This is a genomic window from Hamadaea flava (assembly GCF_024172085.1).
Lineage (GTDB): Bacteria > Actinomycetota > Actinomycetes > Mycobacteriales > Micromonosporaceae > Hamadaea > Hamadaea flava.
Genome location: NZ_JAMZDZ010000001.1, coordinates 5,996,895 through 6,011,462, shown reverse-complemented (window position 1 = coordinate 6,011,462; position 14,568 = coordinate 5,996,895). Strand labels below are relative to the sequence as shown.

General features: G+C 70.2%; 14 protein-coding genes. 5 read left to right on the top strand and 9 right to left on the bottom strand.

Features of this window, described 5'->3' with window-relative positions; all coding sequences use genetic code 11:
* Positions 1 to 42: 42 nt before the first annotated feature.
* From HDA40_RS28195 to HDA40_RS28180, 4 genes are all read right to left on the bottom strand, one after another.
* Positions 43 to 648, bottom strand: a complete 606-nt coding sequence (locus HDA40_RS28195; protein WP_253760825.1) for a DUF305 domain-containing protein — start codon at positions 646 to 648, stop codon at positions 43 to 45.
* 53 nt (positions 649 to 701) lie between these two features.
* A complete protein-coding gene (locus HDA40_RS28190) occupies positions 702 to 1,109 on the bottom strand; it encodes a DUF6153 family protein (protein WP_253760824.1) in 408 nt (135 codons plus the stop codon).
* Between the two features lie 26 nt (positions 1,110 to 1,135).
* Positions 1,136 to 2,143: a coiled-coil domain-containing protein gene (locus HDA40_RS28185; protein WP_253760823.1), complete on the bottom strand. Its 1,008-nt coding sequence runs from the start codon at positions 2,141 to 2,143 to the stop codon at positions 1,136 to 1,138.
* Positions 2,144 to 2,285: 142 nt separating this feature from the next.
* Positions 2,286 to 2,702, bottom strand: a complete 417-nt coding sequence (locus tag HDA40_RS28180) for a hypothetical protein (RefSeq protein WP_253760822.1) — start codon at positions 2,700 to 2,702, stop codon at positions 2,286 to 2,288.
* A 223-nt stretch (positions 2,703 to 2,925) separates the two neighbouring features.
* Between HDA40_RS28180 and HDA40_RS28175 the strand changes: the two genes are divergently transcribed.
* Positions 2,926 to 4,596, top strand: coding sequence for a GTPase (locus HDA40_RS28175; RefSeq protein ID WP_253760821.1), 1,671 nt, complete (start codon positions 2,926 to 2,928; stop codon positions 4,594 to 4,596).
* Positions 4,593 to 6,170: a GTPase family protein gene (locus HDA40_RS28170; protein ID WP_253760820.1), complete on the top strand. Its 1,578-nt coding sequence runs from the start codon at positions 4,593 to 4,595 to the stop codon at positions 6,168 to 6,170. Before HDA40_RS28175 ends, HDA40_RS28170 begins: the two co-directional genes overlap by 4 nt.
* 68 nt (positions 6,171 to 6,238) lie before the next feature.
* Here HDA40_RS28170 and HDA40_RS28165 read toward each other — a convergent pair whose 3' ends face one another.
* Positions 6,239 to 8,545, bottom strand: a complete 2,307-nt coding sequence (locus HDA40_RS28165) for a glycosyl hydrolase family 8 (protein ID WP_253760819.1) — start codon at positions 8,543 to 8,545, stop codon at positions 6,239 to 6,241.
* A 275-nt stretch (positions 8,546 to 8,820) separates the two neighbouring features.
* Between HDA40_RS28165 and HDA40_RS28160 the strand changes: the two genes are divergently transcribed.
* The gene (locus HDA40_RS28160) at positions 8,821 to 10,776 is read left to right on the top strand and encodes a S8 family serine peptidase (RefSeq protein WP_253760818.1); all 1,956 of its coding nucleotides are present in this window, start codon (positions 8,821 to 8,823) and stop codon (positions 10,774 to 10,776) included.
* Positions 10,777 to 10,827: 51 nt separating this feature from the next.
* On the opposite strand, the gene HDA40_RS28155 is transcribed toward HDA40_RS28160, so the two are convergent.
* Genes HDA40_RS28155 through HDA40_RS28145 form a run of 3 tightly spaced genes read right to left on the bottom strand, consistent with a single transcriptional unit; the run spans position 10,828 to position 12,897 of the window.
* Positions 10,828 to 11,763, bottom strand: coding sequence for a hypothetical protein (locus HDA40_RS28155; RefSeq protein WP_253760817.1), 936 nt, complete (start codon positions 11,761 to 11,763; stop codon positions 10,828 to 10,830).
* A gap of 40 nt (positions 11,764 to 11,803) precedes the next feature.
* Positions 11,804 to 12,355 carry a class I SAM-dependent methyltransferase gene (locus HDA40_RS28150; RefSeq protein WP_253760816.1) on the bottom strand — a complete coding sequence of 184 codons (552 nt, stop codon included), beginning with the start codon at positions 12,353 to 12,355 and terminating at the stop codon, positions 11,804 to 11,806.
* Positions 12,352 to 12,897: a TetR/AcrR family transcriptional regulator gene (locus tag HDA40_RS28145; protein WP_253760815.1), complete on the bottom strand. Its 546-nt coding sequence runs from the start codon at positions 12,895 to 12,897 to the stop codon at positions 12,352 to 12,354. Before HDA40_RS28145 ends, HDA40_RS28150 begins: the two co-directional genes overlap by 4 nt.
* A 74-nt stretch (positions 12,898 to 12,971) precedes the next feature.
* Here HDA40_RS28145 and HDA40_RS28140 point away from each other — a divergent pair, with 74 nt between their 5' ends.
* Both HDA40_RS28140 and HDA40_RS28135 read left to right on the top strand, forming a co-directional pair.
* A complete protein-coding gene (locus HDA40_RS28140) occupies positions 12,972 to 13,463 on the top strand; it encodes an HIT family protein (RefSeq protein WP_253760814.1) in 492 nt (163 codons plus the stop codon).
* 30 nt (positions 13,464 to 13,493) lie between these two features.
* Positions 13,494 to 13,853, top strand: a complete 360-nt coding sequence (locus HDA40_RS28135; protein ID WP_253760813.1) for a DUF1232 domain-containing protein — start codon at positions 13,494 to 13,496, stop codon at positions 13,851 to 13,853.
* Here the strand turns inward: HDA40_RS28135 and HDA40_RS28130 are convergent.
* Positions 13,780 to 14,556: a class I SAM-dependent methyltransferase gene (locus HDA40_RS28130; protein ID WP_253760812.1), complete on the bottom strand. Its 777-nt coding sequence runs from the start codon at positions 14,554 to 14,556 to the stop codon at positions 13,780 to 13,782. The genes HDA40_RS28135 and HDA40_RS28130 overlap by 74 nt on opposite strands.
* Positions 14,557 to 14,568 lie beyond the last annotated feature (12 nt).

The window sequence follows — 14,568 nt, the reverse complement described above, 5'->3', positions numbered from 1 at the left end:
CCCGGGCAGGCGTACGCGTACTCCCGCCCGGGGCGGGGTGTGTCAGAGCCGGCTGACGATCTTCTGCAGCTGCGCGACCTCGGCGGTCTGGGCCGAGACGATCGCCTGGGCGAGCGCCTTCACCTGCGGATCGGCCCCGTTGGCCAGGACGCTGTTCGCCATCTCGATGGCCCCGTTGTGGTGGGCGATCATCAGCTGGGCGAACTTCTTGTCGAAGGCGTTGCCCTGCGCGGCGGCGAGCTGCTTCATCTCACCGTCGCTCATGAGGCCGGGCATGCTCTGCATGTCGTGGCCCATCGGGGCGGCGGTCGAGCGGCCCCAGGCGGCGAGCCAGCCGGTCATCTTGTCGATCTCCGGCTGCTGCGCTCCCTTGATCTGGGCGGCGAGCGTCTTCACCTCGGCGTCGGCAGCCCGCGTCTCCGCGAGCTTCGCCATCTCGACGGCCTGCTGGTGGTGGACGATCATCATCTGCGCGAACTCGACGTCGGCGGCGTTCGCCGTACCCGAGGCCGGAGCGGACGCGGACGACGTGCCGCCGTGGTTCATCCCGGGCATGCCGGTGTCATCGGAGTCGTTGCACGCGCTCAGCGCGACGGCGGCCACGGGTACGAGGCCGAGCAGGAGCGCTCGGCTGACGATGCGGTTCATGAAGTTTTCTCCTCTGTGGACGGACATTCCGGACGCTGGGCGAACCGGGCGTCCTAGTTCCGCAATACCGAGAGGTCGGCGAGGAGAAGACCGACCGGCGTACGCGGCGGACCCCGGCCGCTTTCCCGGGCAGCCGGTTGCGGCGGGCGTACGCCGGACGCGGTCGAGCGCTGGAAGCGCAGCAGCAGCGCGACAGCGAGGAGCGCCACACCGCCGAGGATGGCCAGGCACATCACGGTCGGGTCGGTCATCGGACCGTGTCGCCCGGACCCGCCTTCCCAACCGGCCGACACGCCTGACGCAGCGTGGTCGGCGGCCATGACGCTCATGGGTGCGTGGGAGGGGCCGTGGGTGGCGTGGCCGAGGGTGTGCATACCGGCGATGCCGGCCGCGAGGAGCAGCAGCAGAAGCAGCAGCGGTCCCGACCGCTGTGCTCGCATCTGGCTGACGCTGCCGCTCATGCGGGCCAGCATACCCCCAGGAGGTATCAGTACACGGACAGGTGCACGTGATTCGTGTGTTCGGCCGCCGCTCCGCAGCATCCGCTGTAGCTGCGCCAGCCCAGTCCGGGGAACCAGATCTTGCGGTACCAGATTACGTACAGTACCCCGAGCGCCCGGGAGTTCTTGATGAAGAACGAGGCGAGTCGATCACCGTATCGTCTGTCGTCGCCGGACGCGTCCGAGGTGGAGAAGGTCGCCCGAGCCGAGGAGAAGTCACAGGCGCGCCCCTTGGGATGCTCACCCGACGACTGCGTACGCCAGCACTTTGTGTACCGCGTGTAGTCGTTGGCCCGCGCCTGCTCGTACGCGTGCAGCAGCCGAGGCGTCAGACAACCGCCGGTCTTGGTCGGGTCCTTGACCGAGCAGTTCTCCTTCGGCCAACTGCCGTCCGCATTGCGGGGCGCGGGGATCGCCGCGGGCGAGTTCGGGTCGAGCCAGCCATGGATCGACTTCCCGCCCACCTTGAGCAAGACCTGCTCGGCCGCCTTCATCCGCTTCTTCATCTCGGCGACCTGGGCGGTCTGGAGCGCCGCCTCGGCGTCGATCGCCGCCTTGCCGGTACGAGCCTTCTCCTCCAGCCGCAGCAACCGGCCGAGCGCCTGATCCTGCCGGAGGGTGATCTCCTCCAGCATCGTGGCGCGAGTGAAGAAGTCCTCGGAGGTGCCTGCACCGAGCATCGCCGCGAAGCCGCTGAGCCGCCCGGTCGTGTACGCCGCTGCCGCGATCGCGCCTACCTGCTTACGCAGCGGCGCGAGCTGGGCGGTCGCCTGTTGCAGTTCCCGGCGCAGGACGACCTGGCGGGCCTGTGATTTCTCCAGCGCGTCCTGGGCTTCCAGGTAGCCGCGAGCGGCAGCCTCCAGGTTCTGGATGAGCTGCTGATTGTGCGCCTCGTCCGGCTCGGCCGCGGCCGGCGTGGCGGGCGCGAGAGCCAGGACGATCGCGGCGACGGGAGAAAGCACCGCCGCCAGAGTCCGCTTGACCGTCGGGGGCACGGTCGATCCTTCCGCGAGGGGTCAGCCGACACTCTAACCAACCCCGTCGGCGGTAGATCACGGATGCGCATGCCAAAACCGGCCGAGGTTCCCGGCGCATCCATGATCTGCCGTAAAACCTCGACCGGCTGGGCGACGTGGCTCAGGCGGTGAGCAGTCCGATCCCGAGGGTCAGCGCACCGGCGGCGAGGCTGGCCGCGCCGAGCCACAGGATGACGATGGCCTTGGTCGGCTGGGTGACGTTACGCCCGGCCGAGGCGGCGAAGAAGCCGCCGGACATGAGGATGGCGGCGGCCGGGATGAGTAGCCGCACGAGCCGGCCGACGGCGCCGTCGAAGGTCGTCGCGTCGGCGAGCACCTGAGCGATCAGCCCCAGCGTCACCAGTACGCCCGCGTGCGCGTGCCCGGCCCGGGCGAACGCCTTCTGGAAGTCGGTCATCGGCACCTGACCCCGCACGATCTTGGTCATGAACCAGCCGCCGAACTCGATGGTCACGATCGAGAGGAGGAGGATGCCGGCCACGATCCGGCTGGCGTCACTGAGCACGAGGTGGTCCATTGCGCCTCCATGTTGTCAGGAATCTTGTCATTGACTAGATACTCCGACACTGTAGATCTCCCTAGACTGGGAGGCAAGTGATGTCGATCATGCCGCCGGGGAGTTGATCAGGGTGCTGCGGACGCGACACGCCGGTCGAGCACGAACATAAGTTCATGATCGGCAGGATCGGGGGCGGCAGGATCGGGGGCGGGCGGGGCAGGAGAAGGGTATAGAGGAGACCATGAGGCTGGCGGAGGCGTTGGGGGCATTGCGCGACGCGCTCGCGGCGGCGCGGTACCCGCTCGGCCTGCCCGACGCGGCGGACTCGGCCCGGCTGGCCGATACCACCCGGGCGCAGCTCGACGACTATCTGCTGCCCCGGCTGGCCCGGCTCGACGCGCCGTTGCTGGTCGTCGTCGGCGGTTCGACCGGCGCGGGCAAGTCCACGTTGGTCAACAGCATCGTCCGGGAGCCGGTCAGCCCCGCCGGAGCCCGCCGGCCGACCACTCGCGATCCCGTCCTCGTCTGCCATCCCGACGACGCCGCCTGGTTCACCGAGGCGCATCTGCTGCCCGGCCTTGGGCGTACCACTTCGGGCGACGGCGGCCTGCGGATCGTCCCGAGCGAGCGGCTGACCGCGGGCCTGGCGTTGCTGGACGCTCCGGACATCGACTCGGTGGTGGAGAGCAATCGCGCGCTGGCCGAGCGCCTGCTGGCCGCCGCGGACCTCTGGCTGTTCGTGACCACCGCGACGCGCTACGCGGACGCCGTCCCATGGGAGCTGTTGCGCGCGGCCCGAGCACGCGGCACCGCGATCGCGATGGTCTTGGACCGGTTGCCCGCTGACGCCGACAGCGAGGTGACCCCGCATCTGACCGAGATGCTCGGCGAGAACGGCTTCGGCGACGCCCGGCTGTTCGTCGTACCGGAGACCACAGTGGACGAACGTCGGCTGCTGCCCGAGCCGGTGATCGCGGAGCTGCGCGGCTGGCTCGATTCGCTGGCCCGGTCGGCGGCCGACCGGGCGGCGGTGGTCCGGCAGACCGTGGACGGTGCGGTGGCGGCACTTGATCCGACCGTCGGCACGCTCGCTACCGCCGCGGACGCTCAGGTCGAGGCGGCGGAGACGCTGGAGACCTCGGCCCGGTCGGCCTACGAGGAAGCCGGGAAGGCGGTCGAGCGCGGCATCCGCGACGGCGCCCTGCTGCGCGGCGAAGTGCTCGCGCGCTGGCAGGAGCTGGTCGGCGCGGGCGAGTTCATGCGGGGGCTCCAGGCCCGCGTCGCCCGCTGGCGCGATCGGCTCGTCGACACCGTCACCGGCGGCCCACGCCCGGCAGACCAGTTGCAAAGCGCGCTGGAGTCGGGGGTGGTCACGTTCGTGCGAGGGGCGGCGGCCGACGCGGCCGAGCAGGCGGCGGCCGCCTGGCGGGCCCATCCGGCCGGGTCCGCGCTGCTCAAGTCCCACGCCGAGCTGGCGGCTCCGTCGGCGGATCTCAGCCTTCGGCTGGATCGACTGGTACGCGATTGGCAGCGCTCGGTGCTGGAACTCGTGCGGGTGGAATCCGGGAATCGCATCGCCGTCGCCCGAGCCGGGGCGTACGCCGTGAACGGGTTGGGCCTCGTGGTGATGATCAGCGTCTTCGCCGCGACGGCGTTCATCCCGACCGGTGCGGAGATCGCCGTCGGCGCCGGTACGACGATCGCGGCGCAGAAGGTGCTCGAGGCGATCTTCGGCGACCAGGCCGTTCGGCAGCTGGCGGCCAAGGCGCGCAAGGATTTGCTGGACCGGGTCGACGCCCTGCTCGACGAGGAGGCCGGCCGATTCCGGGCCGTGCTCGACGATTCCGGGGTCGACCGATCGGCGGGGCCGACCCTGCGAGCCTGCGCGGCGGCGGTTCGGGAGGCCCGGTGAACCTGGACTCCGTGGCCGACCGGGTCGGCGCGCTCCGCCAGTTCGTCGAGACGACGTCGCCGTACCTGTCGGCGGACGATCTCGCCCCGGCCCAGGCCGTGGTGGACTGGGCCGGTGAACGGCTGGCGTTGTCGCGGGCGCATACCGTCGTGGCGTTGGCCGGTGCGACCGGCAGCGGCAAGTCCACCCTGTTCAACCGGCTCGCCGGGGTGGACCTCTCCCCCGCCGGGCGACGCCGCCCCACCACCGGCGAGACGTACGCCTGCGTCTGGGGTTCCGGCGCGGAGGAGCTGCTGGACTGGCTCGACGTCGGCAAGCGGTACGCCGTCCCGGCCGGGGAGCTGTCCGGGCTGGTCCTGCTCGACCTGCCGGACTACGACTCCGTCGAGGCGTCGCACCGGGTGGAGGTCGATCGGCTCCTCGCCGTGGTGGACCTGATCGTCTGGGTGCTGCACCCGCAGAAGTACGCCGACAAGGTGGTCCACCGGCAGTACCTGGAACAGTTCGCCGCACACAGGGACGTGACCGTCGTCGCGTTGCACCAGGCGGATCTGCTGTCGCCGGGAGACCTCCGCGAATGTCTGTCCGATCTAGACGGTCTGCTGGCCGCCGACGGGCTGGCCGGCGTACCGGTGGTCGCCACGTCGGCGGTCGGGCCGCCGGGGCTCGACCCCCTGGTGTCCCGGTTGAGCGCCGCGGTCCGTCGGCGGGAAGCCGTGCTGCGCCGGTTGGACGCCGACGTCACCACGGTGTCGGCGCAGCTGACCCCACTCGTCGCCGCGCCCGCGCCCGACCTGGATCGGGGTTCGGAGAAGTCGTTGGTGGACGCGCTCGCCCACGCCGCGGGTGTGCCGCTGGTCGCGTCGGCGACCGAGCAGGCGTACGTGCATCGGGCGCGGAAGGCGACGGGGTGGCCCTTCGCGCGGTGGATCCGGCGATTCCGGCCGGACCCGTTGCAGCGGCTACGAGTCGGCTCGTCTCCTTCCGGCGCCGGCTCCACCATCGGGGCGACGTCCATCGGACCGGCCGCCCCGGCGGCGCAGGCCGAAGCGGCCTTGGCCGTCCGCCAGATCGCCGACGACGCCGGACGCGGGCTCGCCGCACCATGGCAGGACGCGTTGCGTACGGCGGCGCGGGGGCGCATGGATGATCTGCCGGACGCGCTGGACGTGGCCGTCGCGCGTACCGATCTGAAGGTGGGCCGCAATCCGGCGTGGTGGCGGCTGTTCGGCGTACTGCAGTGGATCGGCGCGCTGGCCGTCGTCGCCGGGCTTCTCTGGCTGCTCGTCCGGTACGTCATGTTCGCGCTGGCGCTGCCGGAGATCCCGATGCCGGACGTGGGCCGGGTTCCGCTGCCGACCTTCCTGCTCGGCGCGGGTTTGCTCGTCGGCCTCGTGCTAGCGCTGGTGGTACGCCCGATCGTCCGGATCGCCGCGCGGCGCAAGGGAAGGCGGGCGTACGCACGGCTCCGCGCTTCGATAGCGACGGTCGCCGGTTCGCACGTCCTCTCCCCCGTCCGGGAAGTCCTCGCCGACTACGCGGCGGCGCGGACGGCGCTGTCCTCGTTCCGCTGACTGCGAGCAGATGAGGCACTTGCGAAGGGGCCGACGCTCGCACACCGGCCCCTTCGCGTATCTGCGGGCTACGGCACCCAGTAGTTGCCGGAGACCACGATCATCACCTGCAACTGGACCGACATGTTGTAGTACTCGGTGCTGCCGAACGACCGCGACACCATGTGGTTCCACAGCGCGTCCAGCCATGCCTGGCTGCCGGTGTCGGTCATCGCGGCGACCGCGAACGGCGCGTAGAAGCAGGCGTCGTTGCCGGAGTCGAGGTTGCCCCCGCTCAGCGAGTAGCCGTCCACGATGCCGGCCGGGTTGCCGCCCGTCTTGGACTTGATCCAGGTGTTCAGCTTCCGGGCCGAGGCCAGCGAGGCGGAGTTGCCGCTCGTGACGGCGTCCGCGCCGATGCGCCACGGCGTACGGCAGGAGTTCCAGTAGTACTTGCCGTCGTTCGGGCCTTCCAGAACCTCACCGGTCGGCGGCTTCGGCGTCGTGTTCGTGGTGATCACGAAGTCCGGCAGCAGGCCGGTGCTGGGGGCGTACTGGTTCTGGAGGTTGGTGATGAGCGTCTGGTGGGCGCTGCGGATGGTGTCCCATGCCGTGTCGCCGGTCGCCGTCCGGAACGCCCGCATGTGGTCGATCATGTGGTCGGACGGGCGCGTCGTGTAGTACAGCGCGTCGCAGCAACTGCTCCAGTCGCCCAGCTTCAGCAGGTTCGTCGTCGGGTTGATCTCGCTGGCCTTGATGGCGTTGATCCGCTTGATCGCCAGCTGCTTGTAGTTGTAGGTTCCGGCGCTGCCCCACTGCTTGTCGGCCAGCAGGAGCGCGTACGCCACGTCCATGTCGCCGTCGGTCGCCGAGTCGGAGCCGTTGACGCTCTTGCAGCTGGTGTCCTGCTCGGCCGCGAGGAGGTCGGCGTTGTTCACCGATGGGTGGGCCAGCACGTACTTCACCATGCCGTCGAAGATCGTCTTGGCGTTGGCGTCGGCTCCGGCCATCGTCGCGGTGATCACCATGCCGTAGCCCTGGCCCTCGGCGACGTACGGGTGGTCGGCGTCCGGAGAGATCGTCTCGTACCAGCCGTTGCCGCAGTTCTGCTTGACGAAGTTCGCCTTCCACTTGGTGTACACGCTGACCACGGCCTGGTCGAGGGCGGCCTGCGACCCGCTCGGCTTGAGCATGCCCGCGGCGTACGCGAACAGGTGGCTGCCGAACGGCACCGCCGGTCCGCCGGAGCTGCCGCTCGTGGTGGCGCTCACGGAGTTCGAGGCGGCCGAGCTGTTGCCCGCCGCGTCGTGGGCCTTGACGGTGAACGTGTACGCCGTCGACGCCGCCAGCCCGCCGACGGTCGCCGTGGTGCCCGTGACGGTCGTGGCGAGTACGCCGCCCCGGTACACGTCGTAGCCGGTGACGCCCACGTTGTCGGTGGACGCGTCCCAGGCCAGGCTCACACTGGACGACGTGACCCCGGTCGAGCGCAGGTTGCCCGGCGCGGTCGGCGCCTGGGTGTCCCCACCGCCGCCGCCTCCGGTCACGCTGAGCACGTCGACGTTGGGACCGCCGTTGGCGGTGGTGGCCGTGGCCCGGACGGTGTTGGCGCCGGCCACGAGCGACGCGGTGATCGTCTTGGTGGTCCAGGTGTCCCAGTTCGTCGTGGCGGGGAAGGACACGCCGGCCGCGACGACCGCGCCGTTGACGGCGATGTCCATCGGCCGGTCGACGGTGGTGCCGTTGGCGTACCGGAAGGTGAGGGTCTGGCTTCCCGCGGTGGCGGCGGTCACCGTCCATTCCACGTAGGACCCGACGACGTTGGTGTAGTCCACGAAGCCGGTGCCGGTGTAGCCGGTGTGATTGGTGGCCACCGCGGCTTGCGCGAGCAGGGCGTTCTCGGCCTGGTAGTCGGTCGCCGCTGCGGTGATGTCGACGTCGAGGTAGTCGAGGTTGGCCGTCCCGTTCGCAGTCGTCGCGGTAACGCGTACGGTGTTCGTCCCGGCGGTGAGGGCGGCCGTCACCGATTTGTTCGCCCAGGTGTCCCAGTTCGTCGTGCTGCCGAACGCCGACGCCGCCGCGATCACCGTGCCGTTGACGGCGATGTCGGCCGGTCGGCCGGTCGTGGTGCCGTTGGAGTAGCGGATCGTCAGGGCGGCCGTGCCCGCGCTCGCGGCGGTCACCGTCCACTCGGTATAGCTCCCCACGACGTTGTCCCCATTGACGAACCCGCTGCCGGAGTAGTTGAGGTGGTTGGCCTCGACCACGCCCTGCGACACGGTCGCGCCCTCGGCTTCGTAGCGGGTGGCGGCCGCCGCGCTGGGCGTCGCCGGCGACAGCGCCGCCACGAGAGCCAGACCTGCCGTGAGGGCGAGGCCCCTTGCGTATCGCTTCATCTGACCTCCAGAGCTCGAATGGTTAGACAGTTTGCCTAACCATTATCGAAGTGTCAATGGATGTCGATCTCATAAACAGTTTTGCGACGCCGATCCCGCGACCGCTGTTAAACGACCTGTCACCGTGGATTCACCGAGTCCTACGTTTTCCGCCAGCCCCTCGCGGTCGGCGCCAGGAAGACCCGGCCGCGGGGCCGGCCCTCCGCTCGAAACAGCCAGTAAGGACGGTGGGCCGACCCCAGAAGCCGCAGGGGGCGTCTTGGGAGGAGGAACCCTTGGCACATCGCACCCCCACCGTGGCCGCGACGCTGTTGCTGGCGCTCGCCACCACAGTCACCCCCGCCGCAACGGCGTCGGCATCCCCGTCCGCCGAGCCGACCGGCGTCATCCGGGCGGCCGACAGCCCGTACGCCGTTCCGGGCCGCTACATCGTGGCGCTGAAGGACACCGCACTGGCCGCCGCTACCCCCGCGGCCATCGCAGTGAGCGCCCGCGACCTGAGTGCCCGCTTCGGCGGGCAGACCCGGCACGTCTACTCCGCCGGGTTACACGGCTTCTCGGCGAACCTGGCTGAGGCGCAAGCCCGGAAGCTGGCGGCCGATCCCGCCGTGGCCTACGTCGAACAGGTGCAGCGGATCGGCGTACTGGACACGCAGAACAACCCGCCGAACTGGGGCGACGACCGCATCGACCAGCGGAACCTGCCGCTGAACCAGACGTTCACCTATCCGGCCAACCCGGGCCAGGGCGTCACCGTGTACATCTTGGACACCGGGCTCAACGCCAGTCACACCGACTTCACCGGCCGGGTGAAGCAGGGCGTGGACATGGTGGACAACGACAGCACGCCGCAGGACTGCCACGGCCACGGTACGCACGTGGCCGGCACGGCGGTCGGCACCACCTACGGCATCGCCAAGAAGGCGTCGCTCGTGTCCGTTCGTGTCCTGAACTGCCAAGGCAGTGGCACCAACGACGACTTGATCGCGGGCATCGACTGGGTACGCGCCAACGCCCAGAAGCCCGCCGTGGCCAACTACAGCATCGGCTGCCAGAGCCGGTGCAGCAGCGCCGCCATGGACAGCGCGGTGAACAACCTGATCTCGTCGGGCGTGCAGTTCGTCGAGGCGGCCGGGAACTCCGGCGACGACGCCTGCTACTACAGCCCGCAGGGCGTCTCCGCCGCGATCACGGTCGGCAACAGCACCAACGCCGACGCGCGCAACAGCACGAGCAACTACGGCTCTTGCCTGGACTTGTTCGCGCCGGGCACGAGCATCGTGTCGGCGTCCTACTCCAGCAACACCGGCAGCGCGACCATGACCGGCACCTCCATGGCCTCGCCGCACGTGACCGGGTCCGCCGCCCTCTACCTCGGGGCGAACCCGTCGGCCACCCCCGCCCAGGTACGCAACGCGCTGGTGACCAACGGCACCACCGGGAAGATCACCAGTCCCGGCAGCGGTTCGCCGAATGTGTTGCTGTACACCGGATTCATCGGCGGCGGCGACCCCGGCAGCCCGTCGGTGACCAGCCCGGGCAACCAGAGCACCGCGGTCGGGCAGGCCGTCGACCTGCAACTGTCGGCCAGTGGCGGGACGAGTCCCTACACCTGGAGCGCGAGCGGATTGCCGGCCGGGCTGTCCATCGGCTCGTCGACCGGCCGGATCACCGGTACGCCGACCACGGCTGGGACGTCGACCGTCACCGTCACCGTCACCGACTCGGCGAGCAAGACCGGGTCCGCCCAGTTCACCTGGACGGTCGGCACCGGCGGTGGCTGCACCCCGGCGCAGCTCGTCGGCAACGGCGGGTTCGAGAGCGGGACGAGCCCGTGGACGGCTTCGCAGTACGTCGTCGGCACCTGGCCGGAGTACCCGGCCCGGACCGGCACCCGCAACGCGTGGTTCGGCGGGCGCGGCTCGGCCCACACCGACACGCTGTCGCAGTCGGTGACCATCCCGGCCGGCTGCACCGCCACCCTGAAGTTCTGGCTGCGGATCACCACGGCCGAGACGGAGAGCGTCGTCTACGACACCTTCGCCGTGACCGTGGGCAGCACGACGGTGGCCGGCTACTCCAACCTCAATGCGAATTCGGCGTACGCCGAGCGGACCGTGAACCTGGCGCAGTTCGCCGGGCAGACGGTCACCCTCACGTTCACCGGGATCGAGGACTGGTCGTTGCAGACCAGCTTCGTCGTCGACGACGTCACGCTGAACGTCGCCTGACCGGTGTGGTGGGCGGCCTCCTCACGAGGGAGGCCGCCCACCCATCGCGTCCTATTCCCATTCCCAGCGCATCCCCACGATGCCCGGCGGGACGTCGGAGGCGACCAGGTGAGCCCCGTGCGTCGAGCCGATCCAGATCTCGCGTACGCCTTGGTCCGGCGCGTGGATCGCCCGGCGCTCATAGCGGTAGCACCGCGCCGGGACCGCCCGCTGATCGAACTGCACCTCCAGGACGTATTCGCTGACGGGCACGTTGAAGCCGCGGTAGTACGTCTCGGTCGGCGTCGCCGAGTCGCTGAGGAAGGCGTACTCGATGACCACGGTGTCGCCCCGGGCGAGCATGCGGTCGAAGATGATCTCGGCGGCCAGCAGGCCCGACGCCGCGTCGGTACGCACTCGGCCGAGCCGGCAGTTGCGCAGCGCCCGGATGTCGGTGAACGCTTTCAGGTCGTCGGTGCGGAAGATGCCGACCGTGCGGCTCAGCCGATCCACGTTGGACCGCAGCACCTGGCGGCAGGTCAGGCTGATCTCCTGCCGGTCGCCGCCGACCAGATAGAGGTCGTGCAGACTCAGCCGGGTCAGTTCATGGTTGAGCCATCGGTCCAGCTCGCCGATCATCCGCGAGACGCTGGTGGCGTCCTCGAACAACCGGTCGATGTCCAACGTGCCCGGCGGCTGGGTGAGCCAGCGGCCGCGCGGACGGCGCGGGCCGAGCTGGGCGATCAGCGACTCCGGCGGCAGCGCCAGGATCTCCTCCAGCAGCCGGACCGCCTTCATGGAATCCGGCCGCTCGGGCCGGCTGCGTCCCCGCCGCCAATAGCTCAACGTGGTGAGGCTGACGGTCACCCCCGCCGCGGCCAGCTTCTCCTGGATCTCCTCCAGACGCAGGCCGCGATCCTCGATGGCCAGATGGAGGGCCGCCGAGAAGGGGCCGGTCCGCAACGCGTGCGCGAGGTCCCGGCCGATCTCCGGACGTTCTGGCTCCATATTCGCTGAGTATGCACGTCCAGCCGGACGCGGCAAGGCCTCAGCGCCGGGCGCGGAACCGCAACCGGTCGCCGACCTCGACGTCCACCTCGCCGAACCCGGCCGCCATCAGGCGTACGGGGAGGGTTTGGGGGTCGAGCGGCTCGTAGACATCCCCATCGTGGAACTCCCGCAGCCGGTCCGACGCCACGCTGTCGGTCCCGGCGAACCAGCCGCCCGGCCGCAGCAGCCGGGCCGCCTCGAAGAACAACTCGTCCTGGGCGGCCGGCGGGGTGACGTGGTGCAGCATCGTGAAGCACACGACCGCGTCGGCGACGCCGTCGGCCAACGGGACTCGGCGCGCGTCGGCGTGGCGTACGTCGACGGTGGGGAACCTGGCGGTCAGCCCGGCGGCGAGGGTCGCGTCGGCCTCGATCACGGTCAGCCGCCGGGCCCAGTCCAGCAGGTACGCCGTACTCGCTCCGAAGCCGCCGCCGAGTTCGACGGCGTACTCCGGCTCCGGCAACCCCGCCAGGCCCCAGGGCAGCACCTCGCCGACCAGGATCTCGGCCCACTCAGGGCTGGAGCAGTACGCGTCGTGCAGCGAGTTCATCGGACGGTCCCTTCGATCAGCATCGGCAGCAGGTGGGTACGCGCTTTCGCCGGGGTCCAGGCGTGCCGGGCGCGCAGGTGCAGGTAGGTCCAGGCGACCGCGTTGAACAGGATGTCGGCCCGATCCAGGTCGGTGCCCTTGCCGAGCAGCCGGCCCGCCGCCCGGGCGTCGCGAAGCACCGCGACGAACGGGTCGAGGAACCGCATCGGGAGGTCCGCCGTCGCGGCCGCCCGGTGGAACATCTCGTCGGACAGGGTCAGCACGTCCGCGTGCGCGTCGACGACGTCGCAGAGCGCGTTCATCGTCTTGCGCAGCCGCTCGGCCGGGTCGCCGCCGGCGGTGAGCACCGGCAGCATCGCGTCGCGGTAGTCCGCCGCCAGCCGTTTGAGCAACCCGTCCAGCAGGCTCTCCCGGGTCACGCCGTTGCGCCACAGCGTCACCCGCGATCGGCCGGCCTTGTCGGCGACCCGTTCCAGGGTCAGTCCGTCCCACCCGACATCGGCCAGCACCGCGACGGTCGCCTCGTGGAGATCCTCCTTCACGAATGAAACATAGCCGTTGCATTTTCTGAACGCAAGCATTGCATCGACCGGCGTCCTCGGCGCATGCTGACGGAATGATGAGACTTCCCTTCGCCGGGCCGCTCACCCCGGTAGAGCCCGGACCTCGAACCATTCCCGAGCCGCCCCGCCGCGGTGAGCCCGGCGGCGAACCGTGCCGCATCTGCGACCAGGACGACGGCATCTGGTCCGACGCGAACTGGGTGCTGCACGAGCCGGTGGGCGGCAGCCTGCCCGGCACACTCTGGTTGGCCTCCCGGGTCCATGTGGACTCGTTCGCGGATCTGCCGGAGGAACTGGCCGCCGACTTCGGCCGGGTGACAGCCCGCGTCGAGCGCGCGATCCTTGCACTTCCGGATGTAGGCCGCGTGCACCTCTACCGCTGGGGCGACGGCGCGGCGCACTTCCACGTCTGGTTCATGCCCCGGCCGCTGGGCATGCTGGAGGCGACTCGCTACGCGCTCCCGGTCTGGGAGGACGCCCTGCCCGCCGCCACCGAAGCCCAGCTACAAGCCGCGCGGGAGGTCGTCATGTCGGCGTTGGCATGACGCAAGCCGGTTCTGGGTACGCTCAGCGCCATGTCCCGGGAAGCCTGGATCGTCGTCGGAGTCATCGCCGGCGTCATCGCGCTGGCCACGTTGTACGGCGCGATCCGCTTGGCGCGCAAGCTCTTCGTGACCAAGCGCATGCTGGGCGACCTCGGCACCGGCGGGAAGGTCGCCTTCTGGGGCGCGCTGGTCTACACGATCCTGCCGGTGGATCTGCTGCCCGATCCGATCTACCTCGACGACATGGGTGTGCTCACCGCCGCCCTGCTCTACCTGACCCACCTGCTCCGGAAGCGGCGGGCGGCGGGCGTACCGGTCAGGCTGCCCGGCGCGCGAGGATCAGGCCGGTCGTCAGCTGCTGATGCAGCACCCCGCCGCGGCCGTCGATGAGCTTGGCGATCGCCTCGTGCAGCTGGGATCGCCGCTGCTCGGGCAGCATGCGGTGGTTGGAGAAGGTCGACAGCAGCCGTAGGTAACGCGGGGTCGGAAAGGGCACGACCCGGATCACCTCCTGCTGCTCGAAGTCGCTGAACAGCGGCGACGTCCGCAACTCGTCCGGGTGGAACACGTCGGGGTGGAGATTGGCCGGTACGCCGTGGGCGATCTCCGGGGCGTGCTTGAGGTAGACGTTCTGCATCGCGGTGGCGGTGTCCTCGTCGAACCCGAAGTCGTGGGCGAACAAGGCGATGACACCGCCCGGAGCCAGCGCCTCGGCGGCCAGTCGCGTACGCGTCTGGTGGCTCACCCAGTGCCACGCCTGAGCACTGGCCAGCAGATCGACGCCGTCGGCCGGCGGTGGCCAGTCCTCGAACCGGCTGACCTCGATCGCCACGAACTCGTCGTCGTGGAACCGGCGCCGCAGCACACCCGCCATCGCGGCGTCCGGCTCGACGCAGGTGATCGGGGCGTCGAGCGTACGCAGCACCTCGGTGCCCTTGCCGGTGCCGGCACCCACCTCGGCGATCGCGGCCGGGCGACGGCCCGCGTACGCCAGGATCCGGTCGGCGATCTCGACCGGGTAGCCCGGCCGGACGTCGTCGTAGTCGGTCGCCACCTCGCCGAAGACCTGGCTCTGCACCCGCTCGGAGACCATGCCGGGCACTCT

Excerpts from the sequence above, each read along its gene's own strand:
- HDA40_RS28180 (WP_253760822.1), bottom strand. The coding sequence starts at position 2,702 with ATGGACCACCTCGTGCTCAGTGACGCCAGCCGGATCGTGGCCGGCATC.
- HDA40_RS28190 (WP_253760824.1), bottom strand. The coding sequence starts at position 1,109 with ATGAGCGGCAGCGTCAGCCAGATGCGAGCACAGCGGTCGGGACCGCTG.
- HDA40_RS28130 (WP_253760812.1), bottom strand. The coding sequence starts at position 14,556 with ATGGTCTCCGAGCGGGTGCAGAGCCAGGTCTTCGGCGAGGTGGCGACC.
- HDA40_RS28135 (WP_253760813.1), top strand. The coding sequence starts at position 13,494 with ATGTCCCGGGAAGCCTGGATCGTCGTCGGAGTCATCGCCGGCGTCATC.
- HDA40_RS28150 (WP_253760816.1), bottom strand. The coding sequence starts at position 12,355 with ATGAACTCGCTGCACGACGCGTACTGCTCCAGCCCTGAGTGGGCCGAG.
- HDA40_RS28175 (WP_253760821.1), top strand. The coding sequence starts at position 2,926 with ATGAGGCTGGCGGAGGCGTTGGGGGCATTGCGCGACGCGCTCGCGGCG.
- HDA40_RS28195 (WP_253760825.1), bottom strand. The coding sequence starts at position 648 with ATGAACCGCATCGTCAGCCGAGCGCTCCTGCTCGGCCTCGTACCCGTG.
- HDA40_RS28155 (WP_253760817.1), bottom strand. The coding sequence starts at position 11,763 with ATGGAGCCAGAACGTCCGGAGATCGGCCGGGACCTCGCGCACGCGTTG.
- HDA40_RS28140 (WP_253760814.1), top strand. The coding sequence starts at position 12,972 with ATGATGAGACTTCCCTTCGCCGGGCCGCTCACCCCGGTAGAGCCCGGA.
- HDA40_RS28165 (WP_253760819.1), bottom strand. The coding sequence starts at position 8,545 with ATGAAGCGATACGCAAGGGGCCTCGCCCTCACGGCAGGTCTGGCTCTC.